Origin of the sequence: Gluconacetobacter brunescens (genome assembly GCF_048695475.1) — a bacterium.
GTDB lineage: Bacteria > Pseudomonadota > Alphaproteobacteria > Acetobacterales > Acetobacteraceae > Gluconacetobacter.
The window spans coordinates 1,072,456-1,097,666 of the sequence record NZ_JBLHEN010000001.1 but is presented as its reverse complement, the minus strand read 5'-3'; the positions used below and the strand labels follow the sequence as shown (position 1 = coordinate 1,097,666).

Here is a 25,211-nt window from a genome sequence, read left to right as displayed (position 1 = left end):
GCACATTGGCCGTGTTGCGATGGACGCGCTCGGAGCCTGTTTGAAAATACGTGCTGGTGAGCGAGAGCGGCCCGGAACGGGCCGCGCCCGTCTTGTGGGGCGTTGCTTGACCTGGGGGTATCTTGTGTCGCTTTCCCAGGCGCTGGCGGAAAGTATCGAGACCTTGCGGATCATAGAGCAGATGCGCGCCCAGCCCCCGGCCTGAAGGCGGGGGGCTGGGCTGAAGCGTCAGGGCAGGTTCTTGACGGTATAATCATGCAGCCCGCTGCTGAGGGCCAGGATGACTTCCGTCAGATGCAGGGAGACCCGTCCCGAGAACAGGGGCGTCTGGCCTGAACGGATGGCCTCGGCCTGGACCTGGATGCCGCGTGCGAAGTCGATTTTGGACGGATAGCGGGGGACCTGCGCGGCTGGCTTGCCCTTGGGGTAACGGACGGTCTGCCCGCGATAGAAGCGGACGGGCAGCTTGTGGCCCAGCAGCTTTTCCAGCCCATCGGTCAGCATATCCAGCAAGGAACGGCGATAGTCGCGTTGCAGGTTGATCACCGAGCGGTTGTCCCACAGGTCGCGCACGGTCAGGCTGCCTTTTTCCCCGAGGACGGTCAGGGAGCGATCACGCGGGGCGGCCAGACCGCTTGTCAGGCGGGCGACTACGCCTGAGCGGAAAGTCAGGCAGCCAACAGAAAAATCCGGCCCCAGCGGGTGGTTGCCCACGCCCTTGTCACGGAAAGTCAGGGCGGAAGACGCCGCGACGTGCGTGATCGGGCCGAAAAGCCCGTACAGCCAGCTCAGCGCGTAGCCCGCATGTTCGAGCGTGCAGCCTACCTCGAACTCATGCAGGCCGGGCCACGGCGCGCCCGACCGGTTGCGCCATTGCCGCCAGTCGTCTCGAAAGACGGGGCCATCATCCATTTCCGCATAGACCAGGTTTGGGCGCCCGATTTCGTCTTTTTCCATCAGGCCGCGGGCCAGCATGAAGGCGTCGCTCAGGGCGTTGGCGGGGGCGCCGCAAAGGATGAGGTTTTTCTGTTCGGCCAGGAGGGCCAGTGTCTCGGCCTCTTCCACCGACATGGCCACGGGCTTTTCGCAGTAGACATGCTTGCCGGCGTTCAGCGCGGCCATGTTGATGGGGAAATGACTTTCGGGTGTTGTCAGGTTGACGACAATATCCACCGTCTTGTCATTCAGCAATTCGTCCAGCCCCGCATAGGGTGTGACCGAATAGAAAGTGCAGAACTGGCGTAACCTTTGCGCGTCGCGATCCCATACGCCTTTCAGGCGCAGTTCGGGATAGTTCTGCAAGGTGGCCAAATAATAGTCAGCGACGAACCCGGTTCCGACAAAGGCGATGTTGGTCATGATGCTTCTGTTACCCATGTTGAGGCGGAATCTTGCTGGTGTTTTCGATGAATACCAGACGGAGCCGCTGCGCCTGCGCCGGTACTGGATCTAGGCCTCCGGCAGGCCGGCCAGTTCGCGCCAGCCGGGTTCGTCGAGGGTGTCGAGGCCGAGTTCGGCGGCCTTGCGGGCCTTGGAGCCGGCGTCGGTGCCCAGGACGACCAGGTCGGTCTTCTTCGAGACGCTGTCGGTGACGCGGGCGCCGAGGCGCTCGGCGATGGCCTTGGCTTCGGGGCGGGTCATGGTGGTCAGCGTGCCGGTGAAGACGATTGTCTTGCCCGACAGGGTGCCTTCGCTCTGCGGGGCTTCGTCCTCGATCGTCGTCAGCATTTTGACGAGGTCGTCGAGGGTGGCGCGGTTGTGGGATTCCATGAAGAAGGAGGCGAGTTCGTCGGCGATGGCGGTGCCGATGCCGGTGATCGAGCCCAGCGCGAGGCGGGCGTCGGAGCCGGTGGTGGTGGCGGCCAGCATCTGCTCGCGCCAGTTGGCGTAGGAGCCGTAATGGCGGGCCAGCAGGCGGGCGTTGCTGGCACCGATGCGGCGGATGCCCAGCGCGTAGATGAAGCGGGCCAGCGGGATGGTCTGGCGGGCGCGGATCGCGGCCGTGAGGTTGCGGGCGGAGAGCTCGCCCCAGCCTTCGCGCTTGGCGATGTCTTCCTCATGGTTTGGAAGACGGAAGATGTCGGCTGGGGTTTTCAGCAGGCCGTCGGCGTGGAATTCGGTGATCGTGCGTTCGCCCAGGCCGTCGATGTCGAAGGCGTCGCGCGAGACGAAATGGATCAGCCGTTCCACCACCTGCGCCGGGCAGGTCAGGCCGCCGGTGCAGCGCCAGACGACCTCGCCGGGCGGGCGCTCGGCGTGGGCGTGGCAGATCGGGCAGGTATGGGGGAAGGCGAAGGGCGCGCCGCGCGGCGGGTCGCCTTCCTTGCGCGGCACCACGCCGAGGATCTGCGGGATGACGTCGCCCGCGCGCTGGATCTGCACCAGGTCGCCCTCGCGGACATCCTTGCGCTGGATTTCATCTTCATTATGCAGCGTCGCACGGGTGACGATGACGCCGCCGACATTGACCGGCTCCAGAATCGCGACCGGCGTGAGGGCGCCGGTGCGGCCGACCTGGATGCCGATATGGGTGAGGCGCGTGATGGCCTGTTCGGCGGGGAATTTCCACGCGATGGCCCAGCGGGGGGCGCGGCCGACGAAGCCCAGGCGATCCTGCAAGGCGAGATCGTCGATTTTATAGACGACGCCGTCGATGTCGTACTCCAGCCCCGAGCGTTCGCGGGCGATGTCGTCCATGAAGGCTTCGGCTTCGGTGGCGCTTTCGACGATCTTCGACAGCGGGTTGACCGTGAAGCCCCAGTCGCGGAGCCGGTCCAGATAATGGGCGTGCGTGTCGGCCACGCGCTCGGACGAGAAGCCCTGGGCGTAGGCGAACAGCGAGAGCGGGCGGCGGGCGGTGATTGTGGCGTCGAGTTGGCGCAGGGAGCCGGCTGCCGCGTTGCGCGGGTTGGCGAACAGTTTCTGGCCGGCACTGGCCTGGGCTTCGTTGATTGCCAGGAAGGCGGGTTTGGAGAGGAAGACTTCGCCCCGGATTTCGATCAGCGCGGGGGCGGGGCCCTTGAGCTGTTGCGGCAGGTCCTTCAGCGTGCGCAGGTTGGCGGTGACGTCCTCGCCTTCGGTGCCGTCGCCGCGTGTGGTGCCGCGCACGAAGCGGCCATGTTCGTAGGTGAGGCTGATCGACAAGCCGTCGATCTTGGGTTCGGCGACGAAGCGCAGGGCGCGCGTCCGGTCCTCGTCCAGGCCGAGGAAACGGGCTGCGCGGGTCACGAAGGATTCGAATTCCTCGCGGTCGAACACATTGTCCAGCGACAGCATCGGCACCAGGTGGCGGTGCCGGCTGAAGGTGGTGGCGGGCGTGCCGCCGATATGCAGCGAGGGGCTGTCGGCGCGGCGCAGCTTGGGAAAGCGCTGTTCGATCGCGAGATTGCGGCGGCGCAGCGAATCATATTCGGCGTCGGTGACGGCGGGGGCGTCGTTTTCGTAATAGGCGCGGTCGAGCGACCTGATCAGGTGGGCCAGGCGCTCCAGTTCGGCGGTGGCCTGGGCGGCGGTCAGGTCTGCGGGGTCGATTGCCGCGGAATTGGGTGTGGCGGGATCGGGGGTGTCGGCGCCGGAAGCGGGAGACATGGGGGCAATTACCCTTGCAGGAGGCTGTCGGCCGCCGCCCGCGCGGCCTCGGTGATGGTGTCGCCGGCCAGCATGCGGGCGATTTCCTCGCGTCGTTCCTCGGCCGATAACGGTTCGGCGCGGGTTTCGGTTCGGCCCTTGGCCACCGCTTTGCTGATGCGCAGATGGGCGTTGCCGCGCGCCGCGACCTGCGGGCTGTGGGTGACGACCAGGACCTGGACATCCTGCCCCACGCGCGACAGGCGCTCGCCGATGGCCGAGGCCGTCGCGCCGCCGACGCCGGAATCGACCTCGTCGAACACCAGGGTCGGCACGGCGGAGCGGCCGGCCAGCACCACCTTCAGCGCCAGCATCAGACGGGAGAGTTCGCCGCCCGAGGCGACCTTGGCCAGGGGCCCCGGCGGCTGGCCGGGGTTGGCGGCGATCTGGAAGGCGGCCTGTTCGCGCCCGCGCGCATTCCACGCCTCAGGCGGCAGGGCGGGCAGGGTGACGAAGAAGCGGGCGCGTTCCAGCCGCAGGGGCTTGAGTTCGGCGGTGACGGCGGTCTCCAGCCGGCGGGCGGTCTTTTCGCGGGCCGCCGACAGCAGGCCGGCGGCGTCTTCGAAACGGGCGCGGCGTTCGCGGACCAGTTGTTCCAGCGCGCCGATGCGGACATTGCCGGAATCCAGCGCCGCCAGCCGGTCGCCGAGCGCCGTCAGCAGGCCCGGCAGTTCGGGCACCGAGACGCCATGCTTGCGGGCCGCCGCGCGCAGGGCAAACAGCCGCTCCTCGGTCTGTTCCAGCAGGCGGGGGTCGGAATCGGCTTCGGCGGCGAGGCGGGAGAGCAGGGTTTCGGCTTCGCCCAATGCTTCTTCGGCGCGTTCGAGCGCGGCCAGCGCCTCGTGCGCCAATCGGTCGGCGCCGTCGGGTGTGCTGGTGTCGCCGGGGGCGGGGAGCAGGCGTTGCAGGGTGCGGCTGGCGCCGCGCAGGGCGGCGGCGGGGCCGGAGGAGCGGCGGTCGCGCGGCGAGAGTTCGGACAGGGCGGCGGCGATGGCCTCGCCGCGCCGTTCGCCCTGTTGCAGGCTCTGGCGCATGCCGGCCAGATGGGTTTCCTCATCCTCCTGCGGGGCGAGGGTGGAGAGGTCTTCGACCGACTGGCGCAGCCATTCTTCCTCGCGCGCCGCGCTTTCCATCGTGGCGCGGGCGGCGGCCAGTTCGGCCGTGGCGGCCATCCAGGCGCGATAGGCGGCGGCGGTGTCGGCGCGCAGGTTGGCGGGAACGCCGAAGGAATCGAGCAGGTCGAGATGCGTGCCCTGGTCGGCCAGGCCCATCTGTTCGTGCTGGCCCTGGATTTCGACCAGCAGGGATGCCGCGCGGCGCAGCAGGTTCACGCCCACCGGCTGGTCGTTGATATAGGCGCGCGATCGGCCGTCCACGGTGACGATCCGGCGCACGACCAGCGGTTCGCGCGGGTCGTCGATGACGATTCCCTGTTCGGCCAGCTGGGCGGGGAGTGGGTGGTCGGGTGCCAGTTCGAAACAGGCGGTGACGCTGGCCTGCTCGGCGCCGGCGCGGACCAGGCCGGCGCTGGCGCGTTCGCCCAGCGTCAGGCCCAGGCTGTCGAGCAGGATCGACTTGCCGGCCCCGGTCTCGCCCGTCAGCACGGTGAGGCCGGGGGCGAACGGCAGGTCCAGCCGCTCGATCAGCACGACGTCGCGGATCGACAGATGGGTCAGCATCGGGTTGCCCCGTATGGCGCGAGGATGGCCCCCACGCCCGTCAGAAGACGGAGTGCCATACGCGCGAGAAGAAGCCGCGCTTTGCGTGTGCGGCCTCGGACGGCGGCGGCGGGGCCTTGGCCAGCGGCTTGGCACCATCGGCGGCGTCGGCCGATTTCGCGGAGGCCTTGTCGGAGACCTGGCCCGGCACCGGGGTCTCGGCGGAGAGCAGGTGCTTGCTGCGCAGCGTATCGTAGGCGTAGCGGTACCATTTGCTGCCCGGATAATTGTAGGACAGCACGGAGGCGGTGCGGCGTGCCTGGTCGGTCAGGCCCAGGTCGAGATAGACTTCGACCAGCCGTTCCAGTGCTTCCGGGACGTGGTTGGTGGTCTGGAAGTCCTGCACCACGCGCTGGTAGCGGTTGACCGCCGAATGGTAGGAGCGCTGCTGCTCATAATAGCGGCCGACCAGCATTTCCTTGCCGGCCAGATGGTCGCGGCAGAGATCGACCTTGAGCTGGGCGTCACGCGCGTAGGGCGATTGCGGGAAGCGGGTGATGACCTCTTCCAGCGCGTTCATCGCCTCGATGGTGCCCTGCTGGTCGCGCTGCACCTCGGCGACCTGCTCGTAATAGCAGAGCGCGCGCAGGTAGAAGGCGTAGGCGGCGTCGGGGCTGGTGGGGTGCAGTTCGAGGAAGCGGTCGAGCTGCTGCACCGCGTCGGGATACTTGTCCTGCAGGTAGTAGGCGTAGCCCGCCATCAACTGCGCGTTCGCGACATAGGCGGAATAGGGATAGTTCTGTTGCAGAACGTCGAATTCCGCCGCCGACAGGGCGTAGCGCTGGTCGCGCAGGGCGTCGATGCCGTTATTGTAGAGCGTCTCGACCGGAGGAACATGCGATTCCAGGTCGTTGATCGTCTTCTTGTCGCCACTGCATGCCGCGAGCGACAGAATGACGGCGATAGAGGCGTATCGGGCGGCACGATGGCCGGCCGAACGGTCAGCGGAATGGTTTCGAATGCTGCGCAGGGACATGCCGGCTCTTCCAGTTCGGTCTGCCTTATATCATGCGGCGGGCCGGGGTGAAGGCCACGGCGTCGTTTTCAATACGATCCGGCCTGAATTTGGTGGATTGGGGGGCGGAACGGCCTTCGATGGCCGCAGGCACGGAGGCCACCGCAAATGCGCGCCGAATCGCCGCCGGCGCGCATTTGCCGACAGGGGCGGCGGTCAGGCCGCCGCGCGGAGGGACTGGGGGCGGGGTGTGCGTGCCTGTAGCCGCCAATTGGCGGCATCGGCGAACAGCGTCCGGAGCAGCCGGTTGTTCAGCGCGTGGCCGGATTTGTGGCCGGTGAAGGCGCCGTTGATCGTGGCGCCGGCCAGATAGAGATCGCCGACCGCATCGACCATCTTGTGGCGCACGAATTCGTCGGGGCGGCGCAGGCCGGACGGGTTGAGGATCGCGGCGCCGTCCACGACGATGGCGTTGTCCAGCGAGCCGCCGCGCGCCAGGCCGGCCGCGTGCAGGGCCTCGATTTCCTGCCGCAGGGTGAACGTACGGCAATTCGCGATCTCGTCGCGGAAGCTCCGGCGGTCGAGCCGGGCGGTGAAGCTCTGTTCGCCGATGGCGGCGGCGGGGAAGGCGATGGACATGGCCAGGTCCAGGCCGGGCTCGCGGGCAGGCCGCAGCTCGGCGAAGGCGTCGCCGTCGGTGACGCGGACGGGGCGGAGGATGTCGATCACCGCGCGGGGGGCGGCCTGTTCGGCCAGACCGGCGCAATCGAGCAGGAAGACGAAATCGGCCGCCGAGCCGTCGAGTACCGGCAGTTCCGGCCCGTCGACGTCGATCAGCACATTGTCGACTCCGGTGGCGGACAATGCGGCCATCAGGTGCTCGATGGTGGCGACCCGCAGGGCGGGGGTTGCCGGATCGCCGATGACGGTGGACAGCCGCGTATCGACGACATGATCGAAACGGCCGGGAATGGTGCGCCCGTCGAGATCGACGCGGCGAAAGACGATTCCGCTGTTTTCGGCCGCCGGATGGAGGACCAGCCTGATCCGCAGGCCGGTATGCAGGCCGATGCCGACGCAGGAAATGCTCTGGCGGAGCGTGTGCTGGCGGGTGGTGCGGGTGGGGAGGGGACGTGCGGAAACGGTCTCGCCGGTCGGTGACGATTCCTGCTCCGACATCATCAGCATTCCGTCCATTCCAGTTCCCTGCCGTTGTTTCCGGTGCTTCTTGCCTGGCCGTTACAGAACCGACAGCACGAGAGCATGATCTGTAATCGCAGGAAAGCGGAAGCGCGAGTCACTGTTTATTGCCGACTATTACGGCTTAACAAGCTGAAACATAAAGAAAAAATAAAGTCACAAAATCGACGTGGTGGGAACTGGAACGGGGTGTTTCGAGTTGCTGCCGGCCGGCCCGGGAGCATGGGTTCGGAAGGGGAGACCGTGGCCGGAAATGTGGGCTGGTGAGCGAGAGCGGCCCAACGGGCCGCGCCCGGCGTGTATTGGCGAGCATCGCAGCGGAGCGGCCTTGATGGCCGTGAGCAGCGAAGCGCAGGCAATGTGCGCCGGATCGCCACCAGCGCGCATTTACGGCCACGGTCAGGCCACGGTCTCAGGGTTGGCGGCGCAGGAAGGCGGGAATATCCAGCCCGACTTCCTCACCCGTGGCCGGGCGGACGGTGGCGGCGGGTTCCTGCTCCGGCAGGGCCGGTTCGGCACGCTGGGTGTCCGGTGCCGGGGCGGGACGCCCGCCGCGCAGGACGCCGGTGACGATGTTGAACAGGCTGCCGCGCTGGGGCGCCGGCTGGGGCTCGGGCGCGCGCGGCTGTTCGGAGAACAGGGACGAGCGCGGGGAAGGACGGGCGCCCTGGTGCAGCGCCTGCTGCGGCATCGAATGGGGCGAAGGCGCCGAGACCGGCGGGGTGTTCATGAAATTGGGCGCCGGGTGGCGGGCGGCGGCTTCGGCCTGGGCTTGCGCCTGGGCTTCGGCGGTGGGCTGGGCTCCGGCGGTCGGGGCCTGCGGGGCGCCCTCGGCGGCCTGCGGGGGGGCGGCTTCGGCGGGCTGCGGCTCGGCCACGCGCACCGGCGGGCTGTCGATGCCCGTGGCGACGACCGAGACGCGGATACGGCCGTTCAGCGATTCGTCGATCGCCGAGCCGAAGATGATGTTCGCGTCGTCGGCCACTTCCTCGCGGATGCGGTTGGCGGCCTGATCGACTTCGTACAGCGTCATGTCGTCGCCGCCGGTGATGTTGATCAGCAGGCCGCGCGCGCCGGCCATCGAGGTATCTTCCAGCAGCGGGTTGGAGATCGCGTCCTCGGCGGCGGAGATGGCGCGGTTTTCGCCTTCGGCCTCGCCGGTGCCCATCATCGCCTTGCCCATCTCGGCCATGACGGTGCGGATATCGGCGAAATCGAGATTGACCAGGCCGGGGGCCATCATCAGGTCGGTGACGCCGCGCACGCCCATATACAGGACGTTGTCGGCCATCTTGAACGCATCCTTCCAGCTTGTCCGCTCGGTGGCGAGGCGGAACAGGTTCTGGTTGGGGATGACGATCAGCGTATCGACATATTGCTGAAGCTCGGCGATGCCGGCATCGGCCGATTTGGTGCGGCGGCCGCCCTCGAAGGTGAAGGGCTTGGTGACGACGCCGACCGTGAGGATGCCGCGCTCGCGCGCCATGCGCGCGATGACCGGCGCCGCGCCCGTGCCCGTGCCGCCGCCCATGCCGGCGGTGATGAAGACCATGTGCGCGCCTTCGAGATGGCGCGCCAGCTCGTCCGCGGCTTCCTCGGCGGCGGCGCGGCCGATTTCCGGCTTGGCGCCGGCGCCCAGGCCCTGCGTGAGGTGCGGGCCGAGCTGGACGCGGCGATCGGCCTTGCTGTGGGACAATTGCTGGGCGTCGGTGTTGGCGACGACGAATTCCACGCCCTGGAGTTGCAGGTGGATCATGTTGTCGACAGCGTTCGTCCCGCCGCCGCCGACGCCGATCACGGTAATCCGCGGCGTGAAATCGGAGTGGCTCTGCTGCGGAATGCTGAGATTCAGGGTCATGGACGTCTCCCAGGACGAGTCGTTAGATTTTCGGTACCGATTCGCATGCGGATTTTCAGGGGATATTCTGAATCATCTTCCTATACCCTGTCTCGTATGAATTCCACGACGCGGCGAAGGAAACCGCGTGGCCGGGGCTCGGAAAAATCCATGTCGCCCAGCGCGCCGCCGCCGCCCGCCGCCCAGGCCAGCAGGCCGGCCGAGGTGGCGAAGGAGGGCCACGCCGCCGGATCCTCGGGCAGCCCGCGAATATTGTTCGGCCGGCCCAGCCGCACCTGGCGGTTGAGGATGCGCGCGGCCATGTTGCCCACGCCGTCGAGCAGCGACGCGCCGCCGGTGAGCACCACGCGCCCGTCGGTGGCGCGGCCGACGCCCGCCGATTCCAGCCGGTCGCGGACCATCTCCAGCGTTTCCTCGATCCGTGGCCGGATGATGGAGACCACCTTGGAGCGGGAAATATTGACGAATTGATGTTCGTTGTCGCCGATGAGCTGCACCGGCAGCAGGTCCATGTCGTCATCGGCCGAGAGTTCGGCCGAGCCGTACATGGTCTTGAGCCATTCCGCGCTGTCGATCGACGTGGACAGCACATGGGCGATGTCGCGGGTGACGTGCATGCCGCCGACCGGCAGGCAGGCGGTGTGCAGCAGGTGGCCCTCGCCGAAAATGGCGATCGAGGTGGTGCCGCCGCCCATGTCGACCACCGTGACGCCCAGTTCGCGCTCGTCTTCGTCCAGCACCGCCAGGCCAGAGGCGAGGGGGGCGGAGACCAGTTCCTCGATCTTGAGTTCGGCGCGCGAGAGCACGGTTTCCAGATTGCGCAGGGCGGTGGTCGAGGCGTCGATGACGTGCAGCCGCGAGGTGAGCTGGTCGCACAGATGGCCGCGCGGATCGGGAACGCCGGCGGTTTCGTCCACCGAGAAATCCAGCGGGATGGTGTGGATGGTCGAGCGGCCCTCGGACATCGCCCGCATCTGGCCCTCGGTGACCACGCGCCGGACGTCCGATGCCGTGATCTCGCGCCCGCCGACCGGCCAGCGGACATTGAACAGCCGGCTCTCCGGGTGGCCGCAGGACAGATTGACATAGACGCGGTCCAGCCGGCGCTCGGCGGCGTCCTCGGCCTGGCCGACGGCGGCGCGGATCGCGGCTTCGGCCTCGTGCAGGTTGACGATGCCGCCGGAGCGCACGCCGTGCGACCGGCGCCAGCCATGGCCCAGCACGCGCAGCGTGCCGTCGGCCTCGCCGCGCCCGATCAGGCACATGATCTTGGTCGAGCCGATATCCAGCACCCCGAACGTGCCTTGCCGCCAGGTGCGCGGCGGCGTGGGGTCGTCGGGCGGCGGCAGGGCCACGCTGCGGCCGGATTGTTCGGCCGGCACCAGGGCCTGTTCGCGCCGCCGGGAACGGCGGCGGCGCGCGGGGCGCGGGGCGGGCTCGGTGCCCTGCGGGACCACGACCAGATCGTTCATGTGCGCCTCCTCGCTTCGGGCTCGCCATACGGCGGCAGGTTGGGAACCGGTGGGGGCAGGGCCTTGTGGGGCTGGGCCTGCCCGGATGGGAACGGTGGGACGGCGGCTGGCGGTGCCGGTGTCGCGGCCGGCGGCGGCAGGGCGTGGGGCCCGGCGGCCGGTGGGTGGGGGGAGGCCCGGTCCTCGGCCGGCGGTGCCCGGAGCGTGGCTTTGGGCGGCGTGGCTTTGGGGGGCGTGGCTTTGGGCGGCGGGGCGCTGCCGGTGGCGGTGGCCGGTTTCGCGGTGCCCGCGCCGGCCGGGGATTGCGGGCTTGTCTCGGGCTGGCTGTCGGGGGCGGCCGGGGGCGGCTGCTCCACCACCATCCGGTCGGGCAGGCGCAGATCGATGCTGATGACCGGGCGGTCCAGCAGCTTCATGGCGGCCTGGAGGTCGGCCAGCCGTTTCAGGGCCGGGAGTTCCTCGCCCTCGGGGAGCAGGACCGTGGTGCCGTCGCGCAGCGTCAGGTTCCAGCGGCGCAGGCCGACGCGGACGGCGGCCGCCACATGGTCGCGCACCACGGGCTGGGTTGCCAGCGCGTCGACCAGCGAGGCGGCGGCGGTATTGGCGCCCAGCCCGACCACCAGCGGCAATTGCATGAAGGCCTGGGCGTCCTTGCCCGTCATGCCCTGGTCGCGCACCTGGTTGCCGGCGCGGTCGATCAGCATGAAGCGGCCCTGGTTCTGCCACACCGCGAAGGGGCTGCGTTCGGTCAGGCGCACCACGATGGTGCCCGGCAGGTGGCGCTCGACCACCGAATGATCGACGAAGGGCAGGGCGTCGATCCGCTCGCGCGCGGCCTCGACCGAAAAGCCGAGGACCGGATCGCCCACGCGCACGCCCAGGGCTTCGCGCAGCGCGCCCTCGTTGGTCAGGACGCGGCCGCTGATCTGGATATCGGTGACGCGCAGCGGCAGCATGCTGACCAGCCGGGCGCGGATCGGGGCGAACCGTTCCTCGGACTTCATGTCGCGCACCACCACCACGCCGCCCGCCGCGACGGCCAGCAGGACGATCGCCAGCGCGAGCGGGCGCACCATGCGCCGCCGCCGCCGCAGGAAGATCGACAGCCGTGAGGGGCGATCGTCGCGGTTCTCTCCTGTTCGTCTCATCGAGAGGGCATGGGGCGTGTCATGCGTTGGTCAGCCGCCGGCCCGCGCGGTCATGTACGGCATGCGGCGTGCTCGACCATCCAGCGGCAGAGCGCGCCATAGGCGATCCCCTGCGTCTGGGCCTGTTCGGGCAGCAGGGAGGTCGGGGTCATGCCGGGCTGGGTGTTCACCTCCAGGATGACGAGGCGGCCGGGGCCGTCGCCGCACCGCGTGTCGTCGTAGCGGAAATCGGTGCGGGTGGCGCCGGTGCAGCCGAGGGCGCGGTGGGCGGCGGCGGCGAGGTCCAGCGCCTGGGCGAAGGCCTCCGGGTGGATCTGCGCGGGCAGGACATGCTGCGATCCGCCGGCCTGGTATTTGGCGGCGTAGTCGTAGAATTCATGCCCCGTGGCGGGGTTGGGGGTGATGTCGGTGACCGTCAGGGCGCGGTCGCCCATCACGCCGACCGTCAGCTCGCGGCCGGGGATGAATTCCTCGACCAGGGCGTGGGGGCCGAAGGTCCAGGCGGCGGCGATGGCGGCGCGGCGGTTGGAGCCGGTGCGCACGATCTCGACCCCCACCGACGAGCCTTCGTTCAGCGGCTTGATGACGTAGGGGGCCGGCAGGGGATCGGCGGCGGGGAAATCGGCGATGTCGATGACCGCGCCGCCGGCCACCGGCAGGCCGGCGGCGAGGAAGACCGCGCGGGCCGCCGCCTTGTCCATCGCCGTGGCCGAGGCGCGGACGCCGGAATGGGTGTAGGGGATGTCCATCCAGTCCAGCACGCCCTGGATCGCGCCGTCCTCGCCCAGGCGGCCATGCAGGGCGTTGAACACCACGTCGGGCCGGTGGGTGGTGAGGTCGGCCACGATCGTGCCCAGGTCGGGGCCGGCGTCGAGCACGCGGACCTCGTACCCTTCCTCGCGCAGTGCGGCGCTGATGCCCGCGCCGCTGGAGAGGCTGACCGTGCGCTCGGCGGAGACGCCGCCCATCAGGACGGTGACGCGCCGTGCCGGGGTGCGGGTCGTCATGGCGTTTCTCCTGTCCCGGCCGGGGCGGCGTCGGTGGCGGGTGTGGCGCGGCCGATGCGCTTGATTTCCCACTCCAGCAGGATGCCGGTGCGGGCCTGCACCCGCGCGCGCACCGTCTCGCCCAGTTCTTCCAGGTCGGCGGCGCTGGCGTGGCCGGTGTTGAGCATGAAATTGCAGTGTTTCTCGCTGATCTGCGCGTCGTGCAGCGCGAGGCCCCGGCAGCCGGCGGCGTCGATCAGTTCCCACGCCTTGCCGTGCTCGGGATTGCGGAAGGTCGAGCCGCCGGTGCGGGCGCGGGTGGGCTGCGACTCTTCGCGCGACTGGCGGATGGTGGCGATGGCCTGGCGGATCTCGGCCGGGTCGGCCGGGGTGGCGCGCAGGCGGGCGCGGGTGACGATGGCGCCGGCCGGCAGGCGCGAGCGGCGGTAGCCGAAGCCCAGCGCCGGGCCGGACAGGCGGGCGGTGCTGCCGTCGCGGGTGACGATCTCGGCCCAGTCGAGGACGGTGGCGATGTCCGAGCCGTAGGCGCCGGCGTTCATCGCCACCGCGCCGCCGATCGAGCCGGGGATGCCGGCGAGGAATTCCAGCCCCTTGAGGCCGGCGCCGGCCGCGTGTTCGGCCACCACCATGTCCAGGCATGCGGCGCCGACGATCAGCCCGTCGGGCTCGACCGCGATTTCGGCGAAGCCGCCGCCGAGGCGGATCACCAGCCCGTCGATGCCGCCGTCGCGCACGATGACGTTGGAGCAGGCGCCCAGGATCGTGACCGGCAGGTCCGGCGGCAGGAGGCGCAGCGCGTGGGCGAGGTCATCGGCGTCGGCCGGTTGCAGCAGCAGGTCCGCCGGGCCGCCGACGCGGAACCAGGTGCGCGGGCCCAGCGGCGCGTCCGCGCTCAGCCGGCCGCGCAGGCCGGCGAGGCTGGCGCGGACGCTGTCGGTCCAGCTCTGCTCCATGGTGGCGGCCGGCGTGGTCATGCCGCGCAGTCTCCCTTGCGGGCATTGGGGTTTTGCAGGGCGGCGAGCTGGGCGGGAAGGGCCTGCGCCCAGTTGGTGATGTTGCCGGCCCCCAGGCAGACGACGAAATCGCCCGGCTTGGCGATGGCGTGGACCATTTCCGCCAGATGTTCCGGGTCGGGCAGCGGCACCACCGAGCGGTGGCCGCGTTCGCGCAGGCCGTCGACCAGCGTGTCGCGGTTGATGCCGTCGATCGGGGCCTCGCCGGCGGCGTAGACATCGGCGACGATCACGGTGCCGGCGTCGTTCATGCAGGTGCAGAATTCGCCGAACAGGCTTTGCAGGCGCGAATAGCGATGGGGCTGCACGATGGCGATGACGTCGCGCGCGCCGGCCTGGCGGGCGGCCTTGAGCACGGCGGCGATTTCCACCGGGTGGTGGCCGTAATCGTCGATCACGGTGATGCCGCCGGTCTCGCCCGTGCGGGTGAAGCGGCGCTTGACGCCCCGGAAGCCGGCGAAGGCCGAGCGGATGGTGGCGTCGTCGATATCCATCTCGACCGCCACGGCGATCGCGGCCAGCGCGTTCTGCACGTTGTGGTGGCCCAGCATGGGCAGGCGGAACGGCCCGGCGCGGCGGGTGCGGTTGCGGTTGCGGTTGGTGACCACGACCTCGAACGTCGCGCCCAGCTTGTCGGTGATCACCTTCTCGGCGCGGATGTCGGCCTGGGGGGAGAAGCCGTAGGTGACGATGCGGTGGTCGGAGAGGCGGGGGATCATCTGCTGCACCGCCGGGTGGTCGATGCACAGCACCGCGAAGCCGTAGAAGGGGATGTTGGAGACGAACTGGTCGTAGGCCGCCTGCATGGCCTCGGGCGTGCCCCAGTGGTCGAGATGTTCCGGGTCCATGTTGGTGACCACGGTGATGACCGAGGGGAGGCGCAGGAACGAGCCGTCGCTCTCATCGGCCTCGACCACCATCCAGTCGCCCGAGCCCATGCGGGTGTTGGTGCCGTAGGCCTCGATGATACCGCCATTGATGACGGTGGGGTCCAGCTTCGCGGCTTCCAGCACCGCCGCGACCAGGCTGGTGGTCGTCGTCTTGCCGTGGGTGCCGCCGACCGCGACGGACCAGCGCAGGCGCATCAGCTCGGCCAGCATCTCGGCCCGGCGCACCACGGGGATCAGGCGGGCGCGGGCGGCCACGACCTCGGGGTTGTCGCGCCTGACGGCGGTGGAGGTGACGACGACCTGCGCCTGGCCGAGATTGGCGGCGTCATGGCCGATGGCGACGGGGATGCCGGCCGCGCGCAGGCGCAGCACGTTCGCGCCCTCGGCGATGTCCGAGCCCTGCACCGCATAGCCCAGCATGTGCAGCACCTCGGCGATGCCGGACATGCCGATGCCGCCGATCCCGACGAAATGAATGGTGCCGATGGAAAGGGGCAGGGCTCTCATGAGGTGGTCTCCGTCTTGGCGGCTGTCGGCGTAGCGGCTGGGTGGGCGGCTATGTGAGCGGCAGGGTGGGCGGCTGTCGGATAGGCGGGGTCGGGGCGGTGATGCAAGAGGCCTTCGACCAGATCGGCTAGGCGCCGGGCGGCGTCGGGCCGGCCGAGGGACCGGGCGGCGGCCGCCGCGCCCGCCAGGGTGGCGGGGTCGGACAGCAGGGATTCCAGTCGCGTCGCCAGGGAGGGGGCGGTGAAATCGGGCTGGCGGATCATCCACGCGGCGCCGGCGGCGACCAGGGAGGCCGCGTTGGCGCCCTGTTCGTCGCTGGCGGCGATGGGCAGCGGGACCAGGATCGCCGGGCGGCCGGCATCGGTCAGTTCCGCCACCGAGGAGCCGCCGGCGCGGCCGATGACCAGATGCGCCGCACCCAGCAGTTCGGGCACGTTGGCGAAGAAGGGGGAGATGTCGGCGGGAATGCCCAGGGCCGTGTAGGCGGCGCGCACGCGCTCGACATCCTCGGCGCGGGCCTGCTGGGTGATGCGCAGGCGCGCGCGCAGAGGGGCGGACAGGCGGGCGATGGCGTCGGGCACCACGTCGCTGAACACCCGGGCGCCCAGCGAGCCGCCCCAGACCAGCAGGCGGATCTCGGCGTTCGGCGGGGTGTAGGGCTGGTCGTGCAGGGCGGCGATGGCGTCGCGCACCGGCATGCCGGTCAGGGTCGTCTTCGCGCCCGCCGGCAGGCGGGCGACCTGGGGGAACGAGGTGGCGATGCCGTCGGCGAAGCGGGCCAGTTGGGCGTTGGCCTGGCCCAGCACGGCGTTGCCTTCATGCAGGACGATCAGCGGGCGGTGGCGGCCGAGCAGGCGGGCGCCCAGCAGCGGCGGCACGGAGGGGTAGCCGCCGAAGCCGACCACCGCCGCCGCATCCAGCCGGCGCAGGATGGCGCGGGCCTGGAGCGTGCCCTGTGCCAGCGCCAGTGCCGCGCGGGCGGCGCGGACCAGGCCGTGGCCGGCGATGCCGGCGCCGGGCAGGACGAATTGCTGCCCCTGCGCGAAGATGCCGTGGTCGCGGGTGCCGGCGCGGCGGTCGGTCATCAGCGCGATCGGGTGGCCTCGGTCGGCCAGCGCGCGGGCCAGGGCCTCGGCCGGAATGAAATGGCCGCCGGTGCCGCCGGCGGCGATGACGATGGGGCGGCGCGTGGCGGCGGGGGGCAGCGGGCTCATGCGGTGGCCTTTCGTGCCGCGAAGCTGGAGCGGCCGCGCGGAATCCGGCTTTCGCCCATGCGGTGCCGCGTCAGGGCCAGCACCATGCCGATGGTCAGCGCCACCGACATGGCCGAGGAGCCGCCATAGGAAATGAACGGCAGCGTCATGCCCTTGGTCGGGATCAGATGCAGGGTCGAGCCCATGTTGACGAAGGCCTGGAGGCCGAAACCGGTGATCAGCCCCACGGTTGCCACGACGATGAACTGGTCATCCTCGCGCAGCAGCTTCAGCAGGGTGCGCACCACGATCAGGCAGAACACGCCGATGATGAACAGACAGACCAGCATGCCGAATTCCTCGCCCGCGACGGCGAAGACGAAATCGGCGTGGGCGTCGGGCAGCAGGTCCTTCACCCGTCCCTCGCCGGGGCCGCGCCCCATCAGGCCGCCATTGCCGAAGGCGCGCAGGGCGGTGTCGATCTGATAATGGTCGCCGACATTGGGGTGTAGGAAGCGCTCGACGCGCGAGCGGACATGGGGAAAGGCCACATAGGCGCCGAGGAAGGCCGCCACCATGCAGCCGGCCCCGGCGCCGACGAAGAAGATGTTCAGCCCGTCGATGAAGAGCTGGGCCATGAACACCGTGGTGATGACGCTGAGCATGCCGATGTCGGGCTGCGATTTGAGCAGCAGCAGGATGACGGCGAACAGGCCCAGCGCGATGGGCATGCCCGGCAGCAGGCGGCGGCTGCGGCGTTCGGTCAGCAGCCACGCGGTGACGACGGCGAAGCAGGGTTTGAGGAATTCGGAGGGCTGGACCGACATCATCGGCAGCGCGATCCAGCGCCGGGCGCCCTTGATCTCGATGCCGTGGACCAGGGTGAGCGCGGTTGCGGCGGTGGCCAGGACGAAGCCCGCCAGCGCCAGCCGCTTGATGCCGCGTGGCGAGAGCAGGGAGGTGGCCACCACGATCAGGCCGGCCAGGGAGAGGAAGACCACCTGCTTGAGGATGAACATGTCGCGCGAGGCGCCGATGCGCGTGGCCACGGCCGGGCTGGCGGCCAGCATCAGCACGTAGCCGAAGCCGATCAGGATGCAGACGCACGACAGCGTCACCCGGTCGACATTGCGCCACCAGCGGGCCAGGAAGGAGGTATCGACGCGCGAGATGGCGGCCATCAGCCTTCTCCCTTCGTTCCGGCCAGTCCGTGGACGAGGTCGGCGAAATGCCGGCCGCGATGTTCGAAGCTCTTGTACTGGTCGAAGCTGGCGCAGGCGGGCGAGAGCAGGACCGTCCGCGCGCCCGTCTGCCGGGCCAGGTCGCGCGCCATGGGCACGGCGGCCTCCATCGTGCCCGCCAGCGTGTACGGGACGTGGTGCGCCGCCAGTGTCTCGGCCAGGGCCGGGGCGTCCTGTCCGATCAGCACCGCATGGGCGATGCGGGGGAAGTGGGGCGCCAGATCCGTGATGCCGCCGGCCTTGGCGACGCCGCCGGCGATCCAGACCAGATGGTCGTAGCAGGTCAGGGCGCGGGCGGAGGAATCGGCGTTCGTGGCCTTGCTGTCGTCGATGAACAGGACGCCATCGACCGTGGCGACCGGCTTCTGCCGGTGGGGCAGGCCGACGAAGGAGCGCAGGGCGGGAGCGATGGCGGCGCGGGGCACGCCCAGCGCCAGGGCCATGACCGTTGCCGCCGCCGCGTTCTCGGCATTGTGCGCGCCGGGCAGGGCCGGGGCTTCGGCGAGATCGGCGATGACGCCTTCCGCGTCGCGCAGGATGCCGCCGGCGCCGGACAGGTCGGCGTTGGGGGACTGGCCCGAGATGGTCAGCACCCGGTCGCCGCTGGCGGCCAGCCTGTCGATCATGCGGGGAACGTCGTCGCCCGGTGTCTCGCCGAAGCCGATCACGGCGAGGTCGCCGCCGCGCTGGCTGTCGAAGATGTGCCATTTGGCGCGCAGGTAGCCGTCCATGTCGCCGTGGCGGTCCAGATGGTCCGGCGTGAGGTTGAGCAGGCAGGCGACGGTGAAATGCAGGTCCTGCAACCGTTCCAGCATGTAGGACGACATTTCCAGCACATACACGCCGTCGTCCGGCAGGCAGGGCAGCGAGAGCGAGGCGGGGCCCAGATTGCCGCCCGCCGCCACCGGGATGCCAGCGGTGGCCAGCATGTGCGTCAGCAGGGCGGTGGTGGTCGATTTGCCGTTGGTGCCGGTGATGCCGGCGAAGCGCGCGTGCGATCCGGCGCGGCGCACCGCCTGGTACAGCAGGTCGGCGTCGGACAGGATGGGGATGCCGGCCTCGCGCGCCATCAGGGCCACCGGATGGGGCTTGGGCAATATGTGGGGGATGCCCGGCGACAGCACCAGCGCATCCATGCCGTCAAGGGACTCGAACGGGGCCACGGTGACGCCCGGGATGTCGGCGAGGGCCTGGCGGGCGGCCGCGTTGTCGTCCCATGCCCGCACCGAGGCGCCCATGGCGGCCAGCGTGCGGACCACCGGCGCGCCGTTATTGCCCAGGCCCAGCACGGCATAGCGCCGCCCGGCGAACAGGAGGGCGGGAAAGGCGCTCATCGCAGTTTCAGCGTGGCGAGGCCACACAGTCCCAGCACGATGGAGACGATCCAGAAGCGGATCACGATCTTGGGCTCCTGCCAGCCTTTCTTTTCGAAATGATGGTGCAGCGGCGCCATCAGAAATACCCGCCGGCCGGTACGGCGGAACCAGAAGACCTGGATGATCACCGACAGGGTCTCGACCACGAACAGGCCGCCGACGATGCACAGCACCAGTTCGTGCTTCACCGCGACCGCGACCGCGCCCAGCGCGCCGCCCAGCGAGAGCGAGCCGGTATCGCCCATGAAGACCGCCGCCGGGGGAGCGTTGAACCACAGGAAGCCCAGGCCGGCGCCGACCAGGGCCGAGCAGAAGACGCAGAGTTCGCCCGTGCCCGGCACGGCGTGCAGTTGCAGGTAATCGGCGAAGACATGGTTGCCGACCAGATAGGCGATCAGACCGAAGACCAGGGCGGCGATGATCACCGGCACGATCGCCAGCCCGTCCAGCCCGTCGGTGAAATTGACGGCGTTGCCGAAGCCGCTGATCGTGATCATGGCGAAGAGCGGGAAGGCGTAGCCCAGCGGCAGCAGCCAGTCCTTCATGAACGGGAAGGCCAGGTGATTGGCCAGGTCGGCCGGCATCAGGCTTTGCAGCCAGTAGCCGCCGATCAGCGAGATGGCGAATTCGCTGCCCAGCCGCGCGCGCTTGGACACGCCGGCCGTGTTGCGGCGGGACAGCTTGAGATAGTCGTCGGCGAAGCCCACGGCGCCGAAGCCCAGCGTGATCAGCAGCACCGCCCAGACGAAGCCGTTGGTGAGGTCCGCCCACAGCAGGGTGGAGGCGAACAGAGCCATCAGGATCAGCACGCCGCCCATGGTGGGGGTGCCGGCCTTCTCGAGAATATGGCGCTCCGGCCCCAGGGCGCGGATCGGCTGGCCGCCGCGCTGGATGCGGCGCAGTTGCGCGATCAGCGGCTGGCCCAGCAGCAGCGAGATGACCAGCGCCGTCAGGCAGGCCGCGCCGGCGCGGAACGTGATGTAGCGGAACAGGTTGAGCGCCGAGATATGCGCGCCCGCGTGATGCTGGAGCAGATCGTAGAGCATCAGCGCGTTTCCGTCTCATCGGCGGTCAGGACCGAGACCACGTCGCGCATGCGGCTGCCGAGGCTGCCCTTCACGAGCACGGTGTCGCCGGCGGCCAGGGCGGCCCGCACCGTGGGGGCCAGGCTGGCCGCGTCGGGCGCCCATGCGCCGCGTCGGGAGGGGGGAAGCAGGTCGAAGAGATATTGCATGTTCGGGCCGGAGCAGAAGACGAGGTCCGCATGTGCCAGGGCGGCGGACAGGAGGGATTCGTGCTCGGCGCGCGCGAAGGCGCCGAGTTCGCGGATATCGCCCAGCACGGCCACGCGCCGGGCGGTGGCCAGCAGGTCGAGCACCGCGAGCGAGGAGCGGATGGAGAGCGTGGAGGCGTTGTAGCTCTCATCGAGCAGCGCCGCGCGTCCGTTCAGGATCGGGGCCAGTCGGCCGCGCCCGGCGCCGGGGCGGAAGGCGGCGAGGGCCGAGGCGGCTGCTGCGACGTCGGCGCCGAGGGCCGCCACCGCTGCCAGGACGGTGGTGGCGTTGCGTGCCAGGTGGTGGCCGGGGGCGTTGAGGCGCAGCGGAAACGGCTGGCCGGCGATGGTGACGACGCAATCGCTGCCATCGGCGGCGAGCGTGAGGTGGGACAGGACGGCCATGCTGTCGGGGGCTTCGCCCGCGCGCCAGAGGCGGGCGTCGGCCCGGGCGGCCTGTTCGGCGAAGATCGGCTGGCCTTCGGCATCGTCGGGGACGATGGCGGTGCCGCCGGGCGGCAGGGCGGCGATCAGGCTGGATTTTTCGCGCGCGATGGCGTCCAGGCTGCCCATATGGCCCAGATGCGCGCCGGCGATGGTGGTGATGATCGCGATTTCCGGCCGGACGAGGGCCGCCAGCGGGGCGATTTCGCCCGGGTGGTTCATGCCCACCTCGCACACGCAGAACGCGGCGTCCTGCGGCAGGCGGGCCAGTGTCAGGGGAACGCCCCAATGGTTGTTGTAGGAGGCGGCGGCGACATGAGTGGGGCCGATGGCGCCCAGGGCCAGGCCCAGCATGTCCTTGGTCGTCGTCTTGCCCACGCTGCCGGTGACGGCGACCATCCGGCCGGCGAAGCGGGCGCGGGCGTATCGGGCCAGGTCGTTCAGCGCCGCCAGCGTGTCGGGAACGGCCAGCACGCGCGGGTCGGCGGGGTCGAGGCCGCCTGCCGCCGGGTCATGGACCAGCACGGCCGCGGCACCGCGTTCCAGCGCCATGCGGACATGCGCGTGGCCGTCGCTGCTGTCGCCGACCAGGGCGACGAACAGGTCGCCGGGGGCGAGTGTGCGGGTGTCGATGGAGATTCCTGTGACGGTGACCGGTGCGTGGCCGGCGAAATGGCCGCCGGTCGCAGCTTCCAGCGCCTCGCGGGTCCAGAGCGCGCTCATGCCGCCACCCCGGCCATGTGGCGGATGACCGACACGTCGTCGAAGGGGTGGGTGGTGGTGCCGATGGTCTGGCCCTGCTCGTGGCCCTTGCCGGCCACCACCAGCACGTCGCCGGATTGCAGCATCGACAGGCCCTCGGCGATGGCGCGGGCGCGGTCGCCGATCTCGATCGCGTTTGGTGCGCCGGCCAGGACCTCGCCGCGGATCGCGGCCGGGTCCTCGGTGCGGGGGTTGTCGTCGGTGACGATGGCGATGTCGGCGCGGTGGGCGGCTTCCTGCCCCATCAGCGGACGCTTGCCGCGATCGCGGTCGCCGCCGGCGCCGAAGACGGCGATCAGCCGGCCGGTGGCGTGGGGGCGCAGGGCGTCCAGCAGGCGGGCCAGGGCGTCGGGCGTGTGGGCGTAATCGACATAGGCGGCGGCGCCGTTGGGCAGCAGGGCCGCGCGCTCCATGCGGCCGCGCACGCCGGTGAGGGTGGGGAGAAGGGCGATGGCCCGGGCCAGCCCTTCGGCGCCCGGCGCGGCGAGGGCGGCGGCCAGCAGGGCGTTGTCGGCCTGGAAGCGGCCGGGCAGGGCCAGGGTGACCTCGTGGATCGTGCCGCCGGCTTCCAGCCGCAGGTGCTGGCCCTCGGGCAGCGGCGTGCTGTCCAGCAGGCGGATCGCGTCGCCCTGTGTGCCGACCAGCCGCAGGTCGAACCGGCGGCGAGCGGCGATGGCGCGGAGCGCGGCCAGGGTTTCGGGGTCCATGTCGGCATTGGCCGCCGCCAGCGCGCCTTTGGGCAGCAGGCGGTCGAACAGGGCCAGCTTGGCGGCGCGGTAGGCCGCCAGCGTGCCGTGATAATCGAGATGGTCGCGGGTGAGGTTGGTGAAGCCGGCCGCGGTGAGGCGCAGCCCGTCCAGCCGGTGCTGTTCCAGCCCGTGGGACGAGGCTTCGATGGCGACATCGGTGATGCCGCCGCGCGCCATGGCGGCCAGCGTATCGGCCAGGCCGACGCTGTCGGGGGTGGTCAGGATGGGGCCGGTGGGGGGCAGGGCGATCGGCGCGATGACGCCCAGCGTGCCGATGCTGGCGGCCTTGTGGCCCTGGTATGCCCAGATCTGGCGCAGGAAATCGACGGTGCTGGTCTTGCCGTTGGTGCCGGTGACGGTGACGATCCGGCCCGGTTGCGCGCCCGCGCAGGCGGCGGCCAGCAGGGCCAGCGCCTGCCGTGGCTCGTCGGCGTGAATCAGCGGGACGCCGGGCGCCGCGTCGGGCGGGACGTCGCGCGGGGCGACGATGGCGGCAGCACCCGCCGCGATGGCGGCGGGGATGAAGGCGCGGCCGTCGGCCCGCGTGCCGGGGATGGCGACGAACAGCGTGCCGGGCTGCACCTTGCGGCTGTCGGCGGTGACCAGGCCGATCGGCGGGTTTTGGGCCCCCGGGGCGGCGGACAGGCCGGCGGCGGCCAGCAGATGGGACAGGATGTGCGTCATCCCCGGACCTCCGGATGCGTGGGCCGGTTGGGGGCGGCCTGTTCGGCCCGCGCGGTATGCAGCCGCGCGCGCGGTGGCAGGGCGGCGGTGTGCGCCGCTTCGTGGGCCGGTGTTTTCGGCGCTTTCGGCTGGTTGCGCGGGTCGCCGGGGTCGTTGCCCGGGCCCAGCGGGCGGTAGCCGCGCGGCACCGCCGGTTCCAGCGGGATCGCCATGGCGTCGTCGACCGCCTGCGGGTTGGTCGTGTTGGGGAACAGGCCGAGCATCGGGCCGATGCGGGTCACGATCTTCGACACCGTGGGGGCGGAGTTCCACGCCGCCGTGGTCCAGCCATGGGTCTGCGGCGTGGCCTTGGGGCTGTCGAGCATGACATAGACGGCGTAGCGCGGGGCGTTCATCGGAAAGATGCTGGTGAACGCGGCGATGTTGACATGCTTGAGGTAGCCGCCGTGCGGGCCGATCTTCTCGGCGGTGCCGGTCTTGCCGCCGACGAAATAGCCGGGGGACTCCGCCGTCTTGCCGGTGCCCTTGGTCACGTCCAGACGCAGGATGCGGCGCAGCAGGGCCGAGGTCTCTGGCGAGATGACGCGCGTGGCGCCGGGCATGGTGGCGGCGTCCGCCGTCTCTTCGGCGGCCGGTGCGGTCATGACGGCGGGCGTGAGGGTGGGGGCGGCACCTTCCGCGACGGCGGGCATGAGTTCGGCGGGATCGTTCGCATGGTCGGCGTCGCGGGCCATCAGCGTGGGATGGAGCAGGATGCCGCCATTCACGGTGGCGGCGGTGCCGCGCACGATGGCCAGCGGGGGCTCGGCGACGCCATGGCCGAAGCCGACGGTCATGACCGTGGAAATGCCCCAGGTGCGGGGCACGATCGGACGGCCGGCCTCGGGCAGTTCGATCGGCACCGGGGCGAAGAAGCCCATGTCGCGCAGCCAGGTCTGCTGGCGCTGGGCGCCGACATCCAGCGCCATGTGGGCGGCGGCGGGGTTGGAGGAATAGGCCATGACCTCGTTCAGCGTCAGCCATGGGGCGAAATGATCGCTCTTCATGTCCGCGATGGTGAAGCGGCCGATATGGATCGGGATCGAGGAAAACCGGTCCCACGGATGGGCCACGCCCAGTTGCAGCGCCATGGCGGCCGTCTGGAGCTTGAAGGTCGATCCGGGCTCGTACATGCCGGTGACGGCGCGGTTGAAGCGGGCGTCGGGGTCGGCGCGGCCGAAATCGTTGGCGTCGTAGTCCGGCAGGCTGACCATGGCGATGATCTCGCCGGTATTGACGTCCATGACGATGGCGCAGGCGCCGATGGCCTGGAACAGGTCCTTGGCCGCCGCCAGTTCCTCGCGCACCACCGCCTGGATGCGCACGTCGAGCGACAGGCGCAGGGGCGTGCGGTCGCTGTCCAGGCGCTTGTCCATCGAGCGCTCGATTCCGGCCACGCCGTGATCGTCGATATCGACCGCGCCCAGGATGTGGGCCGCGACCCGGCCCAGCGGGTAGTGGCGGCGCTCGCCCGGTTCGAAATAGATGCCGGGGATGCCCAGATTGTTGATCGCGACTTCCTGCATCGGCGAGATGTCGCGGGCCAGGTAGACGAACTGTTTTTTGGTCGAGAGTCGGCGGATCAGTTCGGCTTCGTCCAGATTGGGCAGGACGGTGCGCAGCTTTTTGGCCGTGTCCTGCGGGTCGATCATTTCCTGCGGGTTGGCGTAGACCTGCGCCACGGGCAGCGAGATGGCCAGCACCTGGCCGTTGCGGTCGGTGACCGAGGCGCGGTGGACCTGCGGCAGCGCGAAATCCCCGGCCATCGTGCCCTTGGGGTCGCTGTGGGGAATCGGGGGAACCTGGGGGGCGATCTGCCGCTGTTCGGGCGCCATCGGCGCGATGACGGTAGCGAGCGACAGTTTCAGCGCCACGGCGCCGAACAGGCCGAAGAAACCGGCCGACATGACGAGCAGGCGCGATTGCGTGCGCTCGCGCGCCGTGCGGGTGCGCAGGTCGTCGCCGGTGACCCGGACATCCATTCGCGCGGGCCGGGAGGGCCCGTCCCGCGTCTCGTCTGGTGTGTCGGTCGGGCCGTGGGTCATGTCACCTGTG

18 protein-coding genes are annotated in these 25,211 nt (G+C 70.2%); all 18 read right to left on the bottom strand.

What is annotated here, in order from left to right:
* Positions 1–228: 228 nt before the first annotated feature.
* The 18 genes from ACMAUO_RS04815 to ACMAUO_RS04730 all read right to left on the bottom strand — a co-directional run bounded on the left by ACMAUO_RS04815 (position 229) and on the right by ACMAUO_RS04730 (position 25,201).
* Positions 229–1,377 carry a Gfo/Idh/MocA family protein gene (locus tag ACMAUO_RS04815; protein WP_420355833.1) on the bottom strand — a complete coding sequence of 383 codons (1,149 nt, stop codon included), beginning with the start codon at positions 1,375–1,377 and terminating at the stop codon, positions 229–231.
* A 72-nt stretch (positions 1,378–1,449) separates the two neighbouring features.
* On the bottom strand, positions 1,450–3,588 hold the full coding sequence (gene ligA / locus ACMAUO_RS04810) for an NAD-dependent DNA ligase LigA (RefSeq protein ID WP_420355832.1): 2,139 nt from the start codon (positions 3,586–3,588) through the stop codon (positions 1,450–1,452).
* 8 nt (positions 3,589–3,596) lie between these two features.
* Entirely contained in the window at positions 3,597–5,306 is a 1,710-nt protein-coding gene (gene recN, locus ACMAUO_RS04805; protein ID WP_420355831.1) for a DNA repair protein RecN, read from the bottom strand.
* Between the two features lie 40 nt (positions 5,307–5,346).
* A complete protein-coding gene (locus tag ACMAUO_RS04800) occupies positions 5,347–6,321 on the bottom strand; it encodes an outer membrane protein assembly factor BamD (RefSeq protein ID WP_420355830.1) in 975 nt (324 codons plus the stop codon).
* A gap of 195 nt (positions 6,322–6,516) precedes the next feature.
* The gene (gene lpxC / locus ACMAUO_RS04795) at positions 6,517–7,497 is read right to left on the bottom strand and encodes a UDP-3-O-acyl-N-acetylglucosamine deacetylase (protein ID WP_420355829.1); all 981 of its coding nucleotides are present in this window, start codon (positions 7,495–7,497) and stop codon (positions 6,517–6,519) included.
* A gap of 415 nt (positions 7,498–7,912) precedes the next feature.
* A complete protein-coding gene (gene ftsZ / locus ACMAUO_RS04790; protein WP_420355828.1) occupies positions 7,913–9,358 on the bottom strand; it encodes a cell division protein FtsZ in 1,446 nt (481 codons plus the stop codon).
* 80 nt (positions 9,359–9,438) lie between these two features.
* Positions 9,439–10,830, bottom strand: coding sequence for a cell division protein FtsA (gene ftsA / locus ACMAUO_RS04785; protein ID WP_420355827.1), 1,392 nt, complete (start codon positions 10,828–10,830; stop codon positions 9,439–9,441).
* On the bottom strand, positions 10,827–11,978 hold the full coding sequence (locus tag ACMAUO_RS04780) for a cell division protein FtsQ/DivIB (protein WP_420355826.1): 1,152 nt from the start codon (positions 11,976–11,978) through the stop codon (positions 10,827–10,829). The genes ftsA and ACMAUO_RS04780 overlap by 4 nt, the downstream gene beginning before the upstream one ends.
* Positions 11,979–12,028: 50 nt before the next feature.
* On the bottom strand, positions 12,029–12,985 hold the full coding sequence (locus tag ACMAUO_RS04775) for a D-alanine--D-alanine ligase (protein WP_420355825.1): 957 nt from the start codon (positions 12,983–12,985) through the stop codon (positions 12,029–12,031).
* The gene (gene murB, locus ACMAUO_RS04770) at positions 12,982–13,959 is read right to left on the bottom strand and encodes a UDP-N-acetylmuramate dehydrogenase (RefSeq protein WP_420355824.1); all 978 of its coding nucleotides are present in this window, start codon (positions 13,957–13,959) and stop codon (positions 12,982–12,984) included. Before murB ends, ACMAUO_RS04775 begins: the two co-directional genes overlap by 4 nt.
* Positions 13,956–15,395 carry a UDP-N-acetylmuramate--L-alanine ligase gene (murC, locus tag ACMAUO_RS04765; protein ID WP_420355823.1) on the bottom strand — a complete coding sequence of 480 codons (1,440 nt, stop codon included), beginning with the start codon at positions 15,393–15,395 and terminating at the stop codon, positions 13,956–13,958. The genes murB and murC overlap by 4 nt, the downstream gene beginning before the upstream one ends.
* Positions 15,392–16,609 carry an undecaprenyldiphospho-muramoylpentapeptide beta-N-acetylglucosaminyltransferase gene (gene murG / locus ACMAUO_RS04760; protein ID WP_420355822.1) on the bottom strand — a complete coding sequence of 406 codons (1,218 nt, stop codon included), beginning with the start codon at positions 16,607–16,609 and terminating at the stop codon, positions 15,392–15,394. Before murG ends, murC begins: the two co-directional genes overlap by 4 nt.
* Positions 16,606–17,769 carry an FtsW/RodA/SpoVE family cell cycle protein gene (locus ACMAUO_RS04755; RefSeq protein ID WP_420355821.1) on the bottom strand — a complete coding sequence of 388 codons (1,164 nt, stop codon included), beginning with the start codon at positions 17,767–17,769 and terminating at the stop codon, positions 16,606–16,608. The genes murG and ACMAUO_RS04755 overlap by 4 nt, the downstream gene beginning before the upstream one ends.
* Positions 17,769–19,163: a UDP-N-acetylmuramoyl-L-alanine--D-glutamate ligase gene (gene murD, locus ACMAUO_RS04750; RefSeq protein WP_420355820.1), complete on the bottom strand. Its 1,395-nt coding sequence runs from the start codon at positions 19,161–19,163 to the stop codon at positions 17,769–17,771. Before murD ends, ACMAUO_RS04755 begins: the two co-directional genes overlap by 1 nt.
* The gene (gene mraY, locus ACMAUO_RS04745; RefSeq protein ID WP_420355819.1) at positions 19,160–20,251 is read right to left on the bottom strand and encodes a phospho-N-acetylmuramoyl-pentapeptide-transferase; all 1,092 of its coding nucleotides are present in this window, start codon (positions 20,249–20,251) and stop codon (positions 19,160–19,162) included. The genes murD and mraY overlap by 4 nt, the downstream gene beginning before the upstream one ends.
* Positions 20,251–21,645, bottom strand: a complete 1,395-nt coding sequence (locus ACMAUO_RS04740; protein WP_420355818.1) for a UDP-N-acetylmuramoyl-tripeptide--D-alanyl-D-alanine ligase — start codon at positions 21,643–21,645, stop codon at positions 20,251–20,253. The genes mraY and ACMAUO_RS04740 overlap by 1 nt, the downstream gene beginning before the upstream one ends.
* The gene (locus tag ACMAUO_RS04735) at positions 21,642–23,117 is read right to left on the bottom strand and encodes a UDP-N-acetylmuramoyl-L-alanyl-D-glutamate--2,6-diaminopimelate ligase (protein WP_420355817.1); all 1,476 of its coding nucleotides are present in this window, start codon (positions 23,115–23,117) and stop codon (positions 21,642–21,644) included. Before ACMAUO_RS04735 ends, ACMAUO_RS04740 begins: the two co-directional genes overlap by 4 nt.
* A complete protein-coding gene (locus ACMAUO_RS04730; protein ID WP_420355816.1) occupies positions 23,114–25,201 on the bottom strand; it encodes a peptidoglycan D,D-transpeptidase FtsI family protein in 2,088 nt (695 codons plus the stop codon). Before ACMAUO_RS04730 ends, ACMAUO_RS04735 begins: the two co-directional genes overlap by 4 nt.
* Positions 25,202–25,211 lie beyond the last annotated feature (10 nt).

What these genes read in the sequence shown, in the direction of transcription:
- ACMAUO_RS04815 (WP_420355833.1), bottom strand. Translation starts at nt 1,377, where the DNA reads ATGGGTAACAGAAGCATCATGACCAACATCGCCTTTGTCGGAACCGGG.
- ligA (WP_420355832.1), bottom strand. Translation starts at nt 3,588, where the DNA reads ATGTCTCCCGCTTCCGGCGCCGACACCCCCGATCCCGCCACACCCAAT.
- recN (WP_420355831.1), bottom strand. Translation starts at nt 5,306, where the DNA reads ATGCTGACCCATCTGTCGATCCGCGACGTCGTGCTGATCGAGCGGCTG.
- ACMAUO_RS04800 (WP_420355830.1), bottom strand. Translation starts at nt 6,321, where the DNA reads ATGTCCCTGCGCAGCATTCGAAACCATTCCGCTGACCGTTCGGCCGGC.
- lpxC (WP_420355829.1), bottom strand. Translation starts at nt 7,497, where the DNA reads ATGGACGGAATGCTGATGATGTCGGAGCAGGAATCGTCACCGACCGGC.
- ftsZ (WP_420355828.1), bottom strand. Translation starts at nt 9,358, where the DNA reads ATGACCCTGAATCTCAGCATTCCGCAGCAGAGCCACTCCGATTTCACG.
- ftsA (WP_420355827.1), bottom strand. Translation starts at nt 10,830, where the DNA reads ATGAACGATCTGGTCGTGGTCCCGCAGGGCACCGAGCCCGCCCCGCGC.
- ACMAUO_RS04780 (WP_420355826.1), bottom strand. Translation starts at nt 11,978, where the DNA reads ATGAGACGAACAGGAGAGAACCGCGACGATCGCCCCTCACGGCTGTCG.
- ACMAUO_RS04775 (WP_420355825.1), bottom strand. Translation starts at nt 12,985, where the DNA reads ATGACGACCCGCACCCCGGCACGGCGCGTCACCGTCCTGATGGGCGGC.
- murB (WP_420355824.1), bottom strand. Translation starts at nt 13,959, where the DNA reads ATGACCACGCCGGCCGCCACCATGGAGCAGAGCTGGACCGACAGCGTC.
- murC (WP_420355823.1), bottom strand. Translation starts at nt 15,395, where the DNA reads ATGAGAGCCCTGCCCCTTTCCATCGGCACCATTCATTTCGTCGGGATC.
- murG (WP_420355822.1), bottom strand. Translation starts at nt 16,609, where the DNA reads ATGAGCCCGCTGCCCCCCGCCGCCACGCGCCGCCCCATCGTCATCGCC.
- ACMAUO_RS04755 (WP_420355821.1), bottom strand. Translation starts at nt 17,769, where the DNA reads ATGGCCGCCATCTCGCGCGTCGATACCTCCTTCCTGGCCCGCTGGTGG.
- murD (WP_420355820.1), bottom strand. Translation starts at nt 19,163, where the DNA reads ATGAGCGCCTTTCCCGCCCTCCTGTTCGCCGGGCGGCGCTATGCCGTG.
- mraY (WP_420355819.1), bottom strand. Translation starts at nt 20,251, where the DNA reads ATGCTCTACGATCTGCTCCAGCATCACGCGGGCGCGCATATCTCGGCG.
- ACMAUO_RS04740 (WP_420355818.1), bottom strand. Translation starts at nt 21,645, where the DNA reads ATGAGCGCGCTCTGGACCCGCGAGGCGCTGGAAGCTGCGACCGGCGGC.
- ACMAUO_RS04735 (WP_420355817.1), bottom strand. Translation starts at nt 23,117, where the DNA reads ATGACGCACATCCTGTCCCATCTGCTGGCCGCCGCCGGCCTGTCCGCC.
- ACMAUO_RS04730 (WP_420355816.1), bottom strand. Translation starts at nt 25,201, where the DNA reads ATGACCCACGGCCCGACCGACACACCAGACGAGACGCGGGACGGGCCC.